We start from the raw sequence: 18,807 nt of genomic DNA, 5'->3' as shown, positions 1-18,807 counted from the left end.
GGTGCTATCACCGCGACAGCACCGCTCTGTCAGTTCAGATACAAGCGCAGGTGAAATAATTCACCTGCAGGCGTGTTTTTTCTCGATTGACGAAAAATCGCTTTTGTCATCCTACAACCGGGTTTTCTTGAAACGTCTGGTAACCAAGCAATGCCTAGACAATTCGCGAATTTTCAGATTGACACCCCGATGGCGGCCCGATATAAAAGCCACAGTTGTACGACGACATATGACGTTACGTATGTCCTACCTAACAAAAATAAAAGTGATGCCATGAATCTGAACGAGCCCATCAGTGCCCATCGTGTTGGCCAGGCGGTCGGCAACTATCGCTGGACCATCTGCGCGATGCTGTTTTTCGCCACCACCGTCAACTACCTTGATCGCCAGGTTCTCAGCCTGCTGGCGCCGCAGCTGTCGACGCAGTTTGGCTGGAGCAACACCGACTACGCCAACATCGCGGCGGTGTTCCAGTTTGTGTATGCGATTTCGATGCTGTTCGCCGGGCGCTTTGTCGACAAGATCGGCACCAAGGCCGCCTATGTGATCGCGATTGCGATCTGGTCCACCGGCGCGATCATGCACGCGTTCTCAGTGCCGATGGGCGAGGGCATCGCTGCCGTCAGCGGCGCCATCGGGCTGGCGGTGATTCCGGTGTCGATTGCCGGTTTCATGCTCTCCCGCGCAGTACTGGCGATTGGCGAGGCGGGTAACTTCCCGATTGCGATCAAGGCCACCGCCGAATATTTCCCGAAGAAAGAACGCTCCCTGGCCACTGGCATTTTCAACTCCGGTGCCAACGTCGGCGCGATCCTGGCGCCGATCTGCGTGCCCTTGATTGCCGGCATGTGGGGCTGGGAAGCTGCCTTTATGGTCATCGGCATGCTTGGCTTCGTATGGGTGGCGGTGTGGGCGGCGGTGTACGAAAAGCCCGAGCAGCAAAAACGTCTTTCGGCCGAAGAACTTGCCTACATCCGTAGCGATCAGACCCTGCAGCCGTTCGCCAAGGCGCCCGCCGGCGCGGTCGAGAAAAAAGTCTCGTGGTTCAAGCTGCTGACCTACCGCCAGACCTGGGCCTTTGCCTTCGGCAAGTTCATGACCGACGGCGTGTGGTGGTTCTTCCTGTTCTGGCTGCCCACCTACCTGTCGGCGCAGTACGGCATGAAAGGCGCCGATATCGTGATGCCGCTGGCCGTGCTGTACAGCATGACCATGGTTGGCAGCATCGGCGGCGGCTGGTTCCCCAGCTACTTCATGGCGCGCGGCGATGCGCCGTATGACGGGCGCATGAAGGCCATGCTGGTGATCGCATTGTTCCCGCTGGTGGTGCTACTGGCACAGCCGCTGGGCTATATCAGCTTCTGGGTGCCGGTACTGCTGATCGGCGTGGGCGCCTCCGCGCACCAGGCGTGGTCGTGCAATATCTTCACTACCGTGTCCGACATGTTCCCGCAGAAAACCGTGGCCTCGGTGGTGGGGATTGGTGGCATGGCCGGTGGTCTCGGCGGCGTGGTGATGACCAAGATCGGCGGCTGGGTGTTCGATTACTACAAGTCGATCAACGACATCCACACCGGCTACATGATCATGTTCGCTATCTGCGCGCTGGCGTATCTGGTGGCTTGGAGCGTGATGAAGAGCCTGGTGCCGCGTCACAAGGAAATTACTGATCTGTAAAAAACCAGCGAGTAGCGAGGTTTTTCGATGGGGGAGGGGCGGTGCGGCAATTCGACTTGGCCCCTCCCACATCTGGATCGCCATCAGGCAGACAGGCATCAGCGGTTACTGAGTCCGCGTCACCCGCCACACGGTGTTGGCCAGGTCATCGGCGATGATCAGCGCGCCTTTGGGGTCCACCGTCACCCCCACCGGACGCCCGCGGGTCTTGCCGTCGTCTCCGCGAAAGCCGGTCGCAAAATCAATCGGTTCGCCCGAAGGCTTGCCATCACGGAAAGGCACGAAGATCACCTTGTAGCCCACCGGGTTCGGGCGGTTCCAGCTGCCGTGCTCGCCCACAAACACCCCATCGGCAAACTTCTCGCCCATGGCCGGGATGGAAAAGTCCACGCCCAGTGCGGCCACGTGGGAGCCCAGGCTGTAATCCGGCTTGATCGCGGCGGCGACTTTGGCCGGGTTCTGCGGTTGCGCGCGCGGGTCGACGTTCTGGCCCCAGTAGCTGTAGGGCCAGCCGTAGAAGGCGCCTTCACGCACCGACGTCAGGTAATCGGGCACCAGGTCGGGGCCGAGTTCGTCACGTTCATTAACCACTGTCCACAGTTGCCCGGTGCCGGGTTGAAGGGTCAGTGCCGTGGGGTTGCGCAGGCCGGTGGCGTAGGGTTTATGCGCGCCGGTGGCAGCGTCGATCTGCCAGACCATGGCACGGTCGATCTCCACTTCCATGCCACGCTCAGTGATGTTGCTGTTGGAGCCGATGCCCACATACAGCTGACGCCCGTCGGCGCTGATGGCCAGGGATTTGGTCCAGTGATGGTTGATCTGCGCCGGCAAGTCGGTGACCTTGGTCGGTACGCCGTCGGCTTTGGTCTGGCCATCGGTGTAATTGAAACGCAGCAGTGCATCCTGGTTGGCCACATACAGCTTGCCATCGGCATACGCCAGGCCGTAGGGCGCGTTGAGGTTGTCGGCGAAGACTGTTTTCAGTTCGTAGGTGCCGTCACCGTCGGCATCGCGCAGCAGGGTCAGGCGGTTGCCGCCCTTGACCTGGGTGTTGCCCTGGGCCTTGATCACGCTGGCGATCACATCCTTGGGCTTGAGCTTGGCCGCACTGCCGCCACGGCCCTCGGCGATGAGGATGTCACCGTTGGGCAGTACCAGGGTCTGGCGCGGGATGGCCAGGTCGGTGGCGATGGCGGTGATGCTGTAGCCCTCCGGCACCTTGGGTTTCTGCTCGCCCCAGGGGGTTGGCTCGGCGATTTTCATGCTCGGTACCAGGCTGCTCTGTTGCTCCGGCAGCTTGGGATCGGGTCCGCGGGCCTGGGTCTTGTCACCTTCGCCACCGCAAGCGCTCAACAGCAGGGCCGCAGTCAGCAACGTCAACGTGTGCGACGTTTTCATCGGGCACCTCCCGAACGCAGGCCGGTCCAGGTCGCCGCAAGCGTCAGTACGCTCACGATCGCCGACAGCACCAGGCCGGCGGGCATCATCGCGTAGGCGTCCTTGGCATGCTGGAAGGCGTTGATCAGCCCGAGCACCCAGGTTGCCAATACCAGTAGAAAGTACACGAGCGGTTGCCCTGCCTTGTGTTCGGCGCGCACCAGATTGACCAGCGCAAACAACAGCGCGAGCCCGGCAAACACCAGCGCGCCGGCGATCAGCCACGAGGCGAAGTTGGCCCATTGAATCTGGTAGGTCTGGCCGTAGGCAATGTCACTGAGCAGGGCGCCAAGGAACAACGGCACGGTGCCCGCGAGCAACGTCGCGTGCAGCGGGCCTGGCGTGGGTCGATAAGTTGCGAGGGTAGTCATGGTGGCGGCGGCTCCTTGTTGTTTTCCAACGTTATCAACGCCCCAGGTCGGGGCAGCACATAGGAAGTGAACGCAGCGCCAGTAGGAAAGTTCAGGGCAATTGACGCTGAAATGTTATGAAACAGCGTCAAAGATGGCATGCTTCAAGGCCACACAAAGGAAAGCACCCCATGCCGACCCTGCACCTGCTGTGCGGCAAGATCGCCTCGGGCAAGTCAACGCTTGCCAACACCCTCACCGCTGAACACGGCGCGATACTGCTCGGCGAAGACCATTGGCTTGCGCAGTTGTACCCCGGTGAAATTCTGTCACTGGCCGATTACCTGCGCTGCGCCCAGCGCATTCGTGGCGTCATGGGGCCGCTGGTCATCAATCTGCTGGCGTCAGGCAATAACGTGGTGCTGGATTTTCCGGCCAATACCCTGAGCCAGCGCGAATGGCTGTTTGGCCTGGCCCAGGCGGCCCAGGTGCCGCACCGCCTGCACTACCTCGAACTTGACGACGACACGTGCCGCGCACGGCTGCATGCGCGCAATGCGCGCGGTGAGCACGATTTCGCCGCGACGGATGCCGAGTTTGATCTGATCACGCGCCATTTTTGTGTGCCGAGTGAAGAGGAGGGGGTGGTGATTGAGGTGCATCGCGCATGAGAACTGCGGCTACGGGCCTGGATGCGGACGGCTTTATCCTCACTGTCTCGGATCGACCGGTGCAGCGTCAATACCAGCCACTGCTTGCCGATGTTTGCGCTTCGCTCCCGCAGGCGGGCATCGGGTTGGACGGGATTTATCTTTACGGCAGCGTCGCGAGAGGGGATGCCGTACCCGGTGTTTCCGACCTGGACCTCACGTTGGTGCTGCACGAACCGGCAACTGCGCAGGTGTTGGAACAATTGGAGGCGATCCGCCACGAACTGGAGCAGCGACATCCCCAGGTCACCAAGATCGATTTCGATATCGGCAGCCGCTCGCAGGTACTGGCGGCCGAAAACAGACATAGCTGGGGCTACTGGCTCAAGCACCATTGCCGTTGCATCTGGGGCAACGACCTGTCGCAGCACTTCGAGCGGTTTCGGCCGTCCCGTGAAATCGCCCTGGCGGTGAACGGTGACGTTGAACAGGTGCTGGCCGGGTACCTTGCCCGCATCGCACGCGTCGATACCGAGCAGGTGCGCCTTCGCCTGCAGCGTGAAGCCTCGCGAAAACTGATCAGGGCCACGCATGCCGTGTGCCTGGATGATGCATCGTCATGGCCGCAAACACTTGAAGAGCATGCAGCGATGTTCGTCCGATGTTATCCGGCCAAAGTGACCCAGATAGCGTTCTTTTTGTTCGAAGCCAGAAACCCTGAGGCTGAGGCCGGTCACTTTTCTAGCCGGCTTCAAGCTTTTCTGAGCTGGATGGTTTCACTTCAAAAATAGCCACCGCCGGCCTGGGTTGTTGCCAACGTTCTACGACTTGAAACGCCCCACTAGCCCATTCAGCTCATCCGACAGGTCCGACAACCGCCCCGAGTCGTCCTGCGCCGAGTTGGCCAGGCTTTCCACCAGCCGTGCTTCGTCGTAGATCTGCTGGATATGCCGGTTGATCTCCTCGGCCACGCTGTGTTGTTCCTCGGCGGCGGCGGAGATCTGCAGGTTCTGGTCGCGGATTTCGTTGACCGACAGTTCGATCCCCTCAAAGCTGCCCCGTGCGCTTTCGATGGACGACACGCTGGCCTTTGACAGGTCCAGGCAACTGCTCATTTTTTGCGTGACTTCTTCGGTCTTGCTGCCGAGGGTGCCGAGCAGGTGTTCGATCTCGCCGGTGGAGTCCGAGGTGCGCTTGGCCAGTGCGCGCACTTCGTCGGCCACCACGGCAAAGCCACGGCCCTGATCACCGGCGCGGGCGGCTTCGATGGCGGCATTGAGTGCCAGCAGGTTGGTCTGTTCGGCAATCGCACGGATGGTGCCGAGGATCTGGTTGATGCTGCGGCTACCGGCTTCCAACTCGACCATGGCCTGGGACGATTCGCTCAGGCGCCGGCCCAGGCGGTTGACGTTGTCGGTGGTGACCTCGATCTGCTGCTTGCCCTCGGCCACGCGGCGGTGGCCGTTCTCGGCCGACTCGGCGGCGCTGCTGCAAGAGCGGGCCACTTCGTTGGCCGTGGCGACCATTTCGTTGAACGCGGTCGACACCAGTTCCACCGCTTCGCGCTGGCGTCCGGCGGCCTCGTTCATGTTATGCGCCACCTCACTGTTGACCTTGGAGGCGTTCTGCAAGTTGGTCGAGGCGGCGCCGATGTGCTGGATCAGTTGGCGAATGGCCGCGAGAAACTTGTTGAACCAGCCCGCCAGTTCGGCGGTTTCGTCCTTGCCTTGCACCTGCAGCGAGTGGCGCAGGTCGCCCTCACCCTCGGCGATGGACTGCAAGCCGGTGCTGACCTGGCCGATGGGTTTGACGATAACCTTGGAAAACGCCGCCGCGAGCAACCCGAAGACCAGCACCAGCACGCCGACGATGATCGCGGTGATGTAGGTCATGCGCGTGGCTTCGGCCATGACTTCGTTGTGTTCGATCAGGCCGATATAACGCCAGCCCAGGCCAGGGGAGGTCCACACGTTGGCCATATAGCGCACGCCATTGATCTCGACTTCGGTAGAGCCCTGCGCTGTATCCGCCAGGTGCGCATAGGCCGCGCCGAGGTCCTTGAGCGGTTTGAAGCTATGGGCCGCGTCGCGCGGGTCGACCAGCACCACGCCGTCTTCGATCAGCATCACGTAGCCGCTTTCGCCAAGCTTGATGCTCTTGACCAGCTCTGTGAGGTTTTTCAGCGACACGCTGACCACGAACACGCCCTTGGCTTTGCCGGCGTTGTCCAGCAACGCCCGCGCGGTGCCCACCAGGGCCACGTCGTCTTTGTCGTAGTAATACGCCGGGGTGCGCACGGTTTTGCCGGGGCTGGCCATCGCCGCCTTGTACCAGGGGCGCGCGCGCGGATCGTATTTGGCCAGTTGCGGGTCATCCGGCCATTTGACGTAGGTGCCGTCTTCCAGGCCGATGGACAGGATCGCCGCCGCCGGGTGGGTGGCGCCAAAGCGCGCGAAGCGGTCGATCACCGTTTGCGCCGGCGCGGGCATCGGCTGGCTCGCCGCGTCGGCGGGCTGGTAGTTCTTCAGCGTATCGATAGATGTGTACACAGGATCGGTGGCCATCTGATCGACGTTTTGCTGCGTGCCGTCGAAGAACTGGCGGATGTTGCCATCGATCTGGCGGATTTCCCGGGTACTGCCGTCGATGAACTGATCGACCGCCTGGGTCCGTGTGTTCATCACAGAGATCACGGCCACCAGGCTTACCGGGATAAACGCAACCGAGACAAAAGCCAGCACCAGCTTATTCTTTATTTTCATCGAGACGACCATCGGCGTAGAGGGCGGTTAAATCGTCACGTTCTATAAAAAGAACACCGGCGATTTGCTATCAATGATGTCTCGGCCCTGACTGGATAAAACTTTAGGGTTTTTTGTACACAATACAAAACCCGATTGTTCTGTATCCAATCAATACACATCACGCAGATAACGTTTCTGCTCGCTCAACTGACGCCAGTACTCGATGGCACTCTCGGCGCCAAGCCCGCCGTGGGTTTGCGCCACCTGGCGCAATGCCTGGTCGACATCCTTGGCCATGTGACTGGCATCGCCGCAGATGTAAAGCCTGGCGCCGTCCTGCAACCAGCGCCACAGCTCGGCGCCCTGTTCGCGGATGCGGTCCTGCACGTAGATTTTTTGCGCCTGGTCACGGGAAAACGCCAGGCTCAGATGGGTGAGCAAACCGTCGCGCTGCATGCCTTGCAGTTCGTCCTGATAGTAGAAGTCGCTGGCGGCGTGCTGTTCGCCAAAGAACAACCAGTTGCGCCCCTGATGCCCCAGGGCGCGGCGCTCCTGCAAAAACGCGCGGAACGGCGCTACGCCGGTCCCGGGGCCGATCATGATCATCGGCATATCGCCGTCGCGGGGTGCGCGGAAGTGTTTGGACGGCTGCACGAACACCGGCACCTCGCCGTCACCGACACGGTCGGCGAGGAAGGTCGAGGACACGCCCTTGCGCTTGCCATAACGCACCGCCGCCACGGTGAGGTGGACTTCCCGCGGGTGCGCCTTGGCACTGGAGGCGATTGAATACAGGCGCGGTTGCAGGCGCCTGAGGGTGCCGAGCAACTCGTCCGCCGAACAGTCGATGGGGTAGTGCTGCAGCACATCCACCAGTTGCCGGCCCCACAGCCAGTCGTTCAGTTCGCTCTTGTGCTCGGGCCGCAGTAACTGCTCAAGACCTGGGTTGGCGCTGCGCTCGGCGATAAAGGCAAGGGTTTCGCTGCTGGGCCGGGCGATTTCGAAATGCTGGGTCAGGGCCTGTTGCAGCGGCACGTCGCCGAAGGTGTCGATGTTCACCGTGGTGTTGGCGTCAAGGCGCGTCAGGTCAAGCAATTCGCTGACTAATTCCGGGCAGTTGCGCGGCCGCACCCCCAGAGCATCACCGGCTTCGTAGGTCAGCCCGGAGTCCGCGAGGTCGAGGGCGAACTGGCGGGTTTCCTTATGTGGGCTGTGGGGGTTCAGGTGCCGGTTGAGCAGCAGCCGTGAGCCATGCAGCTTGGTTTTGCCGGCAGGTGTGGCTTGGATGATGGACTTGGTCGGGTGCAGGGTTTGCTGCAAGCGCATCAGCCAGGCATCGGCGCGCTCTTCGAATTCGGTGTCGCAGTCCACCCGCTCCAACAGGCGCGTGGCGCCCAATTCCAGCAGCCGCTGGTCGAGGCGCTTGCCGTGCTTGCAGAACTGCTCGTAATTAGGATCGCCCAGGGCCAGCACCGCAAAACGCAGGGACTCCAGGCGTGTCTCGACGGTGCTGAGGCTGTGCCAGAACGCTTCGCCATTGTCCGGCGCGTCGCCGTCGCCGAAGGTGCTGCTGATCAGCGCCAGGTTCTGCGTGCTCGCCAACTTGCTGGCCGGGAAGTCCGCCATCGCGCTGAGCTCCACGCTGATGCCGGCCTCCCGCAGGCGTTTGGCAAACCGTTCGGCCAACGCTTCGGCGTTGCCGGTTTGCGAGGCCCACAACAAGGTGACATCGGGGGAGGGCGCTGGGGTGGTTTGTGTGCGACTGAATAGCCCCCCGAGCAAGCCGTCCAGCCACACGCGCGACGCCTGGGCCAACGGTGCGCTCGCCGGCATCACCGGCACCCCTTGGGCCTGGCGGCCGACGCCGACCGCAGGCCGCTGAGGAACCCGGCGAGGTAGGTGCGCTCGCTCTCACTCAGGAGCGGCGCCGGCACGTTGCGGATACCGGCAAGTTCGGCGAAGGCGTCCAGGCGCGACATGGCGAGGTTCTCTGCAAGGTCAGGATGGGTGGTGCCCGGTTGGTCGAGGAACTGGTGGTCGATCAGCTCGACCCGCGCCAGGGCAACCGCGCAGCACTTGAACTCGGGCTGCAGCGAAATCGGGTCGACGGCGTCGTGGGTCACGGCGTTGATCGCCAGGTGTTCGCCAAACACATCGTTCCAGTGAAAGGGCGCAAAACAGCTGCCGGGGCGTACGCGGTCGGTGATCACCGCGGGCAGCACCGCGCGGCCACGCAGGGAGCGCACCTCTATCGAATCCTTGGCCTTGATGCCCAGGCGTGCCGCATCCTCCGGGTGAATTTCCACGAACGGGCCGGGGTTGAGCTTGTTCAAGGTGGCGACCTTGCCGGTCTTGGTCAGGGTGTGCCACTGGTGCTGCACGCGGCCGGTGTTAAGCACGAAGGGGAAGGCGTCGTCGGGCATTTCCGCCGGCGGCAGGTGCGGACGCGCGAAGAACTGAGCTTTGCCGCTGTCGGTGGCGAAGGTGAGGGTGCCCTGATCAAGGTAGCGGATGGGGTTGCGCGCCGGTGCATCGGCCGCGGCGAGCGGCCATTGCAGCGGTTGTTCACGCAGGCGCGAGTAACTGGCGCCGCGAATGTCGTAGCCGGTCTTGGGGTTCCAGGCGCGTTTGATCTCTTCAAACACCTCGCTGGCGCAGGCGTAGGTGAAGGCGTCGGCAAAGCCCATTGCACACGCGACCCTGGCGATGATCTGCCAGTCGGGCAAGGTGTCGCCGGGCGCCTCGACGGCTTTTTGCATCAGGGTCAGGTTGCGTTCGGAGTTGATCATCACCCCTTCGGCCTCGGCCCACAGCGCGCCGGGCAGCAGGATGTCGGCGTAGCGGTTGGTCTCGGTGTCGAGGAACGCATCCTGGGTGATCACCAGTTCGGCGCTACGCAAGCCGTCGATCACGGTCTGCCGGTTCGGCACGCTGGCCACCGGGTTGGTGCAGATGATCCAGCAGGCCTTGATCTGCCCGGCAGCCATTTCTTCGAACATCGCCACGGTGCCGCCGCCGGCCTCGCGCGGCAGGCTGTCAGGGGGGATTTGCCACAGGTCCTCGATAAAGGCGCGATCGGCTTCCACCAGCATCGAGCGTTGCCCCGGCAGGCCAGGCCCCATATAGCCCATCTCGCGGCCGCCCATGGCGTTGGGTTGGCCGGTGAGGGAAAACGGCCCGCTGCCGGGGCGGCAGATCGCGCCGGTGGCCAGGTGCAGGTTGCACAGGGCGTTGGTGTTCCAGGTGCCGTGGGTGCTCTGGTTCAGCCCCATGGTCCAGCAACTCATCCACTCGGCGGCCGCGCCGATCCAGTCGGCGGCTTGGCGAATATCCGCTTCGGCCAAACCGGTAATCCGGGCGACGCTGTGCGGCGGGTAGTCGTCAAGGAAACCTGGCATAGCCTCCCAGCCCTCGGTGAACGCGGCAATGAAGGCCGGGTCGGTGTGGCCATTTTTCACCAGCAGGTGCAGCAGGCCGTTGAGCAAGGCGAGGTCGGTGCCCGGTTTGATCGGCAGATACAGGTCGGCCTTATCGGCGGTGGCGCTGCGCCGTGGGTCGACCACGATCAGCTTCGCACCGGCCTTGACCCGGTCCATCATGCGCAGGAACAGGATCGGGTGACAGTCGGCCATGTTCGCGCCGATCACAAAGAACAGGTCGGCGCGCTCAAAGTCATCGTAGGAGCCGGGTGGCCCGTCGGCGCCCAGCGACAGTTTGTAGCCGCTGCCGGCGCTGGCCATGCATAGGCGCGAGTTGGATTCGATATGGCGGGTGCGCACGAAGCCCTTGGCCAACTTGTTGATCAGGTATTGCGCCTCCAGCGACATCTGCCCGGACACGTAGAACGCCAGCGCATCGGGACCATGGGTGTCGAGGATGCCGCGCAGGCGGCCGGCGGTTTCGCTGATGGCCGTGTCCATGGCCAGGCGTACCGGGTCGTGGTCACGCTGCTCACGCAGGTAGGCATTTTCCATGCGCCCTGAATCGGCGATGGCCTGCCCGCAGGTGGTGCCCTTGGTGCACAGGCGACCGGCGTTGGTGGGGTGGGCCTTGTCGCCGATCACCTTGACCACTTTATTGTGTTCGACCTGCATGACGATGCCGCAGCCCACCCCACAATAAGGACACACGCTGCGTACGTTCTGGTTTGCCATCCGTCACCCTCGATACTTTTTTTGCCCGACAACAAAAAAGCGCCCTGCACCCCTCCGTTTGGAACGGGGGCTGCACGGCGCCTTTGTCGTGTGTGGGCAATCAGCGTTGATTGCTCTTGACGTGTTCCTAGCAAGTCACGCGCCAGCTTCTATTTCAATTGGATAACGCACCGTGGCGAGGGCGCTTGCTCCCGTTCGACAGCGCAGCAGTAGCCCGCTTTAAGGGCGCTTCGCAGCCCAGCGGGAGCAAGCTCCCTCGCCACGCAAACGCACTTTTATGAGGCGAGGTGCACCAGAGGGAGGCGCAGTCAAAGGCGATCTGGCAGGGGTAGGCAGCTTTAGTGGCCGTGCATGCGGCTCCGTGACCAATTGGCACAGAGCCTGCAAGCTCACCCTCAACCCCACTCGGTCAACGACGATCGACAGGCCATACAGGTCATGGGCATAAAGCGATGGATCCGGCGATGTCGTCCGAACCGATCCCGCCAAAGAACAGGCAAAGACGCCTGGAACCGCAAGGTTTCAGGCGTTTTTTTTTGCTTTTTTTAACCGTGATGAGTGTTGTCGGGTGCTGATATGAATTTCAAGAACGCCAATCTGAAAGCGCTGAAAACCCTGGTCGTCGTTGGCAATGGCATGGTCGGCCACCACTGTGTTGAGCAATTGATCGAGCGCGGTGCGCTGGAGCACTACCATCTGCATGTGTTCAGCGAAGAGCCGATGCGTGCCTACGACCGTGTGCATTTGTCCGAGTACTTCACCGGCCGCGATGCCGAGTCGCTGGCGCTGTCCGAGGCGTCGTTGTACCAGACGCCGGGCATCACCTTGCACTTGGGCGTGCCGGTACTGGAAATCGACCGCGCGCGCCGCGAGGTGATCACCGCCCAAGGCTGCGTGACCTACGACACCTTGGTACTGGCCACCGGCTCTTACCCGTTCGTGCCGCCGATTGAAGGCGCCGAAGGCGATTCGCGCCTGGTGTATCGCACCCTGCAAGACCTTGATGCCATTCGCGCCGCGGCGGCCAATGCCCGGCGTGGCGTGGTGGTCGGCGGTGGCCTGCTCGGCCTGGAAGCGGCCAATGCCCTCAAAAGCCTCGGCCTGGAAGCTCACGTGGTGGAATTCGCGCCGCGCCTGATGCCGGTGCAACTGGATGATTTTGGCGGCTTGGCGCTCAAGACCCAGATCGAGCGTTTGGGCGTCGGTGTGCACCTGTCCCGCGCCACCCAGTCGATCAGCGCGGGCGAGCAGTACCGCTACCGCATGAACTTTGCCAATGACGAATTCCTTGAAACCGACCTGATCGTGTTCTCCGCCGGTATCCGCGCCCAGGATGCCCTGGCGCGCGAGGCCGGTCTGGAGATCGGTCCGCGTGGCGGGGTGGCGATCAACGACGAATGCTTGAGCTGCGACCCGCACATCTATGCGATTGGCGAGTGTGCCTCGTGGAACGGCAGCCTGTTCGGTCTGGTCGCACCGGGCTATCAGATGGCCCGAGGCGTCGCCGCGCTGTTGTGCGGGCAGGCCGCCGAGCCTTTTGTCGGTGCCGATATGTCGACCAAACTCAAACTGCTCGGCGTCGATGTAGGCTCCATTGGCGACGCCCATGCCCACACGCCGGGCGCGCGCAGCTATCAGTTCATCGACGAAGCCAGCGCCAGTTACCGCCGGCTGGTGGTGGACGCCAGCGGCAAGCACGTGATCGGCGCGGTGCTGGTCGGCGATAACAGCTACTACGACACCTTGCTGCAATATATGCAGAACGCTATTGCGTTGCCGGCCGAACCGGCCAGCCTGATCCTGCCGTCGTCCGCCGCGCGCCGACCCTGGGCCCTGGCGCGTTGCCGGAATCGGCCACCGTCTGCTCGTGCCACAACGTCAACAAGGGCGCGATCTGCTCGGCCATCGATGCCGGTTGCAGCGACCTCGGCCTGCTCAAGTCGCAGACCAAGGCCTGCACCGGTTGCGGGGGCTGCGCCGGCCTGCTCAAGCAAGTCTTCGAGCATGAGCTGATTGCCCGTGGCGTCAGCGTCGACAAGAGCCTGTGCGAACACTTCGCCTATACCCGTCAGGAGTTGTACGCCCTGGTACGCGTGGAAGGGATACTCACCTTCGAGGAACTGTTGGCCAAGCACGGTCGTGGCCATATCGGCTGTGATGTATGCAAACCGGCGGTGGGCTCGATCCTGGCGTCGTGCTGGAACCAGCCGATCATGGACGCCTCGCTGGTGCCGTTGCAGGATACCAACGACACCTTCATGGCCAATATGCAAAAGAACGGCACCTACTCGGTGGTGCCGCGCATTCCGGGCGGAGAGATCACTGCCGACAAGCTGATCGTGATCGGTGAAGTGGCGAAGAAATACGACCTCTACACCAAGATCACCGGCGGCCAGCGCATCGACCTGTTTGGCGCGCAACTGCATGAGCTGCCGGACATCTGGGCCGAGCTGATCGCCGCCGGCTTCGAAACCGGGCATGCCTACGGCAAATCCACGCGTACGGTGAAGTCTTGCGTGGGCAGCACCTGGTGTCGCTACGGCGTGCAGGACAGTGTGAAAATGGCGCTGCTGATCGAGGACCGCTACAAGGGCCTGCGTTCGCCGCACAAGCTCAAGTTCGCGGTGTCCGGCTGCACCCGTGAGTGCGCCGAAGCGCAGAGCAAGGATGTCGGCGTGATCGCTACCGAGAAAGGCTGGAACCTCTACATCGCCGGCAACGGCGGCATGCGCCCACGCCATGCCGAACTGTTCGCCACTGACCTCGACGACGCCACGCTGATCCAGTACATCGACCGCTTCCTGATGTTCTACATCCGCACCGCCGACAAGCTGCAACGCACCTCGGTGTGGCGCGAAAGCCTGGAAGGCGGCCTGGATTTCCTCAAGGACGTGATCCTGCACGACAGCCTGGGCCTGGGGGCGGAGTTGGAAGCGCAGATGCAACTGGTGGTCGACCGCTACGAATGCGAATGGGCCAACGCCCTCAAGGACCCGGAAAAACTCAAGCGCTTCCGCACCTTCGTCAACGACAAGCGCCCCGACCCGGACATCCACTTTGTCCAGGAACGCGGCCAGCGCCGGCCGATCATGGCCGCCGAACTCAACCTGATTCCCGTCATCGAGGAGATTGCCTGATGAGCCAGCTCAACACTCAGCGACACCTGGCCACCTGGAAAAGCGTGTGCAACGAGACCGACCTGGTGAGTCATTCCGGCGTGGTGGTATGGCTTGATGGCGCGCAGGTGGCGCTGTTCTACCTGCCCGACAGGCAGGGCCAGACGCTGTACGCCATCGACAACCACGACCCGGAATCCGGCGCGAACGTGATCGGGCGTGGTCTGGTGGGCAGTATCAAGGGGGACCTGGTGGTGGCTGCGCCGATTTACAAACAGCATTACCGCTTGCAGGACGGCCAGTGCCTGGAGGCGCCGAACCAGCGTTTGCGGGTGTGGCCGGTGCGGTTGAATGAGGGGGTGGTTCAACTCGGAGTCAACTGAGGCAACGCGGTCCAAATGTGGGAGAGGGCTTGCCCCCGATGAGCTGGGTATCTACACAACTTGAGCGAACCCTTGCTACGCGTGGTCCCGTTAAAATTGTGTGGATACCTATGCCCCGATGAGGGTGTGTCAGGGGTTACTGCTTCCAGGCCCCTGGATTCACCAGATTTTTTGGCTTTTCACCGGCTAGCGCCGCCAGCAGATTATCCACCGCACACCGGGCCATCGCTTCGCGCGTCTCATGCGTCGCCGAACCGATATGCGGCGTCGCCACCACATTGTTTAACCGTAACAACGGCGAGTCGTGATTCAACGGCTCGCGCTCGAACACATCCAGCCCCGCCGCGCGAATCGTGCGCTGCTGCAACGCCTCGACCAGTGCCGCCTCATCCACCACCTTGCCCCGCGAGATATTGATAAAGATCGTCTCCGGGCCCATCAGCGCGAATTCTTCAGCGCCAATCAGCTTTTCGGTTTCAGCCGTGAGCGGCAGGGTCAGGCAGACGAAATCGGCCTCCTTGAGCAAGTCTTGCAGGTTGCGGTACTGCGCGCCAAAGCGTTCTTCGACCCGAGGCTTGGGTGAATGGCTGTGGTAGATCACCGGCATGCCGAAACCGAAGTGCCCGCGCTGGGCCAGGGCTTCACCGATGCGGCCCATGCCGATGATGCCCAGGGTCTTGCCGTGCACGTCGCTGCCGAAATGCGCCGGGCCGATGTTCTTGTGCCATTGGCCGGCGCGCACCATGTCGGCCAGTTCCACTACGCGCCGGGCGGTGGCCAGAATCAGTGCAAAACCGGTGTCGGCGGTGGTTTCGGTGAGCACATCGGGCGTGTTGCTGAGCAGGATGCGGCGCTCGGTCAGGTAATCGATGTCGTAGTTGTCGACGCCCACCGAAACGCTGGCCACGGCTTCCAGCTGGGGTGCCAGGTCGAGTAGCCGTGCGTCCAGGCGCAGGCTTGCCCCCAGCAGGCCGTGGGCGGTAGGCAGGGCATCGCGCAGCTTGGCCAGGCCGGTTTCATCCAGTGCGTCGATCAGCGTGACCTCGACCTGCTCATGCAGGCGAGCCATGAGCGGGGCAGAGAGTTTTTTGTACAGCACGACAGACTTTTTCATGAGGTTTTTACCTTCAATTCCAGGGTTGGCGCCGGAGTGCGGTCACTGGCGCCGGGCTTAAGGAAAATCGTCAGCACCACCGAGAGCATCAGCGCGCCGCTCATCAGCAGGTACGACGCGCCGGGCGAACCGGTGCTGCTATTGAGGTAACCCACCAGGTACGAGCCGCCGAACGAGCCCAGGGCGCCCATACTATTGATCAGCGCCATGGCGCCACCGGCGACGTTGGCCGGCAGTATCTCCGGGACGATGGCGAAAAACGGACCATAGGGTGCGTACATGCACGCCCCGGCGATCACCAGCAGGGTGTAGGACCACCAGAAATGTTCGGCTCCCAGCACGTAGGACGCGTAGAAGGCAATCGACGCAATCAGCAGCGGCGGCCAGACAAAACGCTTACGTTTTTGCAGCTTGTCCGAACCCCAGGACACCACCAGCATGCCGATCACCGCCGCCAGGTAGGGCAGCGCCGAGAGCCAGCCGGCTTCGACCATGTCCATCTGCAAACCGGCCTTGAGGATCGACGGCAACCACAGCACGAAGCCGTACACGCCAATGCTCCAGCAAAAGAACTGCAGGGCGAGAATGATCACCTTGGGCGAACGGAACGCCTCGGCGTAGTTCTTCACGGCCTTGATCCCCACCTGCTCGGCGGCGAGAGCGGTTTCCAGGCTGTGCTTTTCGGCGTCGCTCAGCCACTGTGCATCCTTGGGACGCTCGTCGGCCAGGCGCCACCAGATAAACGCCCACAACACCGCCGGCAGGCCCTCGATGATAAACATCCAGCGCCAGCTGAAATGCTGCACCAGATAGCCCGAGACCACCGACATCCACAGCATGGTCACCGGGTTGCCGAGGATCAGGAAGGTGTTGGCCCGCGAGCGTTCGGCACGGGTGAACCAGTGGCACAGGTACACCAGCATGGCCGGCATCACGGCGGCCTCGACCACCCCGAGCATGAAGCGGATGACGATCAGCATGTAGGCGTTGGACACCACGCCAGTCAGCGTGGCCAAGCCGCCCCAGAGGATCAGGCTGACGAAGATCAGTTTCTTGACGCTGCGCTTTTGCGCATAGATCGCCCCCGGCACCTGGAAGAAAAAGTAGCCAAGGAAAAACAGCGCGCCGAGCAGAGAAGACATGCCCGGCGTGATCATCAGGTCTTCGGCCATGCCGGACGCGGCGGCGAAGCCGTAGTTGGCGCGGTCCAGGTAGGCCAGGCTGTAGGTGATGAACACGATAGGCATGATGTACCACCAGCGGCGGGTGGCGAGTTTCACGGTTTCCATGGGGTTGCTCCTGAGCTTGTTGTAGTTGTGGCAACAGGTAACGGGTCACGCAACGGATCGGGTGGGTAATTCAGCGCGGGTCGGCAAACCCTCCATATCGCCGCGGCTCTGCACGGCGCGGCTGCCGATCCAATTGCCGCGCTGCACGGCCTCGGGGAAGCTTGAGTTTTCCAGCAGGGCGCTGATCATGCCCACCGCAAAGCCATCGCCGGCGCCCACGGTATCCACTACTTTGGCCACCGGTACGGCGGCGACAAAACCCTGGTCCATATGGGTGCGATAATAGGCGCCCTCGGAGCCCAGCTTGATCGCCACGGCTTCAGCGCCCTGGTCGAGATAGAACGCGGCGATGTCTTCTGGGTCGTCGAAACCGGTCAGCAGGCGACCTTCGCCCAGGCCCGGCAACACCCAGTCGGCCAGAGCGGCCAGGGCGTTGATTTCGCGGATCATCCGCGCCTGGCTGGCCCACAGGGACGGGCGCAGGTTCGGGTCGAATGACACGCTGCGCCCGGCCTTGCGCATTTGCGTCATCAGCTCGAACGACAGTGCGCGGGTGGCGTCGGATAGCGCTGGCGGAATGCCGGTGGCATGCAAATGGCGGGCTTGCAGCAGCGTCGGGTGGATGGCGTCGATGGACAAGTGGCTGGCCGCCGAACCTTTGCGAAAATACTCCACTTGAGGGTCTGCGCCGGCTTCTTCACGGGACTTGAGTTGAAAGCCGGTGGGGTGCAGTGGGTCGACGGCCACATGGCGGCAATCGAGCCCTTCTTTAGTCAAGGTATCGACCACAAAGCGCCCGAGGGAATCGTTGCCCACGCGGCTCAGCCACGCCACGTTGAACCCCAGGCGCGACAAGCCGATGGCGACGTTGCTGTCGGCGCCGGCAATGCGTTTGTGAAACTGCCCGACCTGGGCCAGGTCGCCAGTCTGTTCGGCGACAAACATCGCCATGGTTTCGCCAAACGAGAGGATATCGATCTCAGACATGGGCGTTCTCCACATGGGGTTGGCCAAGGTGGGCCAGGGTCACGACCTGTTGTGCGGTGACTTCGATCAGGTCATCGCCCTGCAACGGAAATTCCACCGCCCGGGTAATACCTTGAGTCATGTGTTTGAGCAGTTGTTCCCACAGATGCAGGTCGGTGGCGCCCGGCGCAAGGCCAAGAGCTTGCCGTCGGCGCGACGGGCCACGGCCTTGCAGTGCAGGTAGTCCACATGCCGGCCCAGCAAACGCGCGGCGGTGAGCGCGGATTGGTCTTGCCACTGCCAGTTGCCGATGTCGAAGGTCATTTTCACCGGCAGGCCCAGGCGTTCGACTTCGGTGAAAAACCGTTGCATCGGTTCAATGCGCCCGCCGTGCAGGGTCTGGTCGTTTTCCACCAGTAGTTTGACCGGGTGGCGATTGAGCAGGGCGTGCAGGTTTTCCAGGTCGTTGGTGTCGGTGAAGTAACCGAGGGACACCTTCAGCCAGCCCGAACCAAAAGCCTGGGCACGGTCCAGGGTAGCGGCCAGCTCTGCATTGGGCTGGGCACGGCCGGCGACCCACAGCTCCAAGGGCGAGGAAAATACTGATTCCAGGCCTTGTTCTGCAGCGGCCTGGGCCAGTTCGGTCGGTTGCTCGGTGGTGAGCAGTTCTTCACGCCATTCAATGCGCTGGGCACCGGCAGCGCTCAGCAGCGCGACAAAACTCAATTGGCCCTGCTGGCGAACCAGGTCGGCGCCGTAGCTGGAAAGGCTGATGGAGACGGGGTATTTATGCATTGTTGTTTACCTCTGAAACCGGTTTCATTTTCATGCGCAGAACAAAATGTGGGAGCGGGCTTGCTCGCGAATGCGGTGTGTCAGTTAGCTTGGAAGTGGCTGACACACCGCATTCGCGGGCAAGCCCGCTCC

The 18,807-nt window shown here is 62.4% G+C and carries 10 protein-coding genes and 4 pseudogenes; 5 read left to right on the top strand and 9 right to left on the bottom strand.

Annotation, left to right across the window (positions count from 1 at the left end; genetic code table 11):
• The first annotated feature begins 273 nt into the window (after positions 1-273).
• The gene (locus JWR98_RS07915; protein WP_205489699.1) at positions 274-1,677 is read left to right on the top strand and encodes an MFS transporter; all 1,404 of its coding nucleotides are present in this window, start codon (positions 274-276) and stop codon (positions 1,675-1,677) included.
• 105 nt (positions 1,678-1,782) lie between these two features.
• Here JWR98_RS07915 and JWR98_RS07910 read toward each other — a convergent pair whose 3' ends face one another.
• Both JWR98_RS07910 and JWR98_RS07905 read right to left on the bottom strand, forming a co-directional pair.
• Positions 1,783-3,075, bottom strand: a complete 1,293-nt coding sequence (locus JWR98_RS07910; protein ID WP_205489698.1) for a PQQ-dependent sugar dehydrogenase — start codon at positions 3,073-3,075, stop codon at positions 1,783-1,785.
• A complete protein-coding gene (locus JWR98_RS07905) occupies positions 3,072-3,485 on the bottom strand; it encodes a DUF2231 domain-containing protein (RefSeq protein WP_078733032.1) in 414 nt (137 codons plus the stop codon). Before JWR98_RS07905 ends, JWR98_RS07910 begins: the two co-directional genes overlap by 4 nt.
• Before the next feature lie 170 nt (positions 3,486-3,655).
• Between JWR98_RS07905 and JWR98_RS07900 the strand changes: the two genes are divergently transcribed.
• Together JWR98_RS07900 and JWR98_RS07895 are read left to right on the top strand one after the other, a co-directional pair.
• Complete coding sequence (locus JWR98_RS07900; RefSeq protein ID WP_003174272.1) at positions 3,656-4,135, top strand: P-loop nucleotide/nucleoside kinase family protein; 480 nt, start codon at positions 3,656-3,658, stop codon at positions 4,133-4,135.
• On the top strand, positions 4,132-4,905 hold the full coding sequence (locus JWR98_RS07895; protein WP_078733033.1) for a nucleotidyltransferase domain-containing protein: 774 nt from the start codon (positions 4,132-4,134) through the stop codon (positions 4,903-4,905). The genes JWR98_RS07900 and JWR98_RS07895 overlap by 4 nt, the downstream gene beginning before the upstream one ends.
• A gap of 30 nt (positions 4,906-4,935) precedes the next feature.
• On the opposite strand, the gene JWR98_RS30115 is transcribed toward JWR98_RS07895, so the two are convergent.
• From JWR98_RS30115 to JWR98_RS07885, 3 genes and pseudogenes are all read right to left on the bottom strand, one after another.
• Positions 4,936-5,703, bottom strand: a complete 768-nt coding sequence (locus JWR98_RS30115; RefSeq protein WP_408637309.1) for a methyl-accepting chemotaxis protein — start codon at positions 5,701-5,703, stop codon at positions 4,936-4,938.
• Positions 5,704-5,790: 87 nt separating this feature from the next.
• Positions 5,791-6,795, bottom strand: a pseudogene (locus tag JWR98_RS30110) (cache domain-containing protein); the annotation flags it as partial.
• Between the two features lie 231 nt (positions 6,796-7,026).
• Positions 7,027-11,012, bottom strand: a pseudogene (locus JWR98_RS07885) (bifunctional nitrate reductase/sulfite reductase flavoprotein subunit alpha).
• 576 nt (positions 11,013-11,588) lie between these two features.
• On the opposite strand from JWR98_RS07885, the pseudogene nirB reads away from it, so the two are divergent.
• Positions 11,589-14,149: pseudogene (gene nirB, locus JWR98_RS07880) on the top strand (nitrite reductase large subunit NirB).
• A complete protein-coding gene (nirD, locus tag JWR98_RS07875; RefSeq protein WP_078733036.1) occupies positions 14,149-14,511 on the top strand; it encodes a nitrite reductase small subunit NirD in 363 nt (120 codons plus the stop codon). The pseudogene nirB and the gene nirD overlap by 1 nt, the downstream one beginning before the upstream one ends.
• 136 nt (positions 14,512-14,647) lie before the next feature.
• On the opposite strand, the gene JWR98_RS07870 is transcribed toward nirD, so the two are convergent.
• The 4 genes and pseudogenes from JWR98_RS07870 to JWR98_RS07855 form a co-directional block, all read right to left on the bottom strand.
• Complete coding sequence (locus JWR98_RS07870) at positions 14,648-15,625, bottom strand: NAD(P)-dependent oxidoreductase (RefSeq protein ID WP_078733037.1); 978 nt, start codon at positions 15,623-15,625, stop codon at positions 14,648-14,650.
• A complete protein-coding gene (locus JWR98_RS07865; protein WP_205489696.1) occupies positions 15,622-16,914 on the bottom strand; it encodes an MFS transporter in 1,293 nt (430 codons plus the stop codon). Before JWR98_RS07865 ends, JWR98_RS07870 begins: the two co-directional genes overlap by 4 nt.
• Positions 16,915-16,959: 45 nt before the next feature.
• Positions 16,960-17,901, bottom strand: a complete 942-nt coding sequence (locus JWR98_RS07860) for a sugar kinase (RefSeq protein ID WP_205489694.1) — start codon at positions 17,899-17,901, stop codon at positions 16,960-16,962.
• Positions 17,894-18,675: pseudogene (locus JWR98_RS07855) on the bottom strand (sugar phosphate isomerase/epimerase family protein). Before JWR98_RS07855 ends, JWR98_RS07860 begins: the two are co-directional and overlap by 8 nt.
• Positions 18,676-18,807 lie beyond the last annotated feature (132 nt).

It is taken from the genome of Pseudomonas lactucae (assembly GCF_016937615.1).
Taxonomy (GTDB): domain Bacteria; phylum Pseudomonadota; class Gammaproteobacteria; order Pseudomonadales; family Pseudomonadaceae; genus Aquipseudomonas; species Aquipseudomonas lactucae.
The sequence above is the reverse complement of the archived record's forward strand: the minus strand, read 5'-3'. Positions and strand labels throughout refer to the sequence as shown.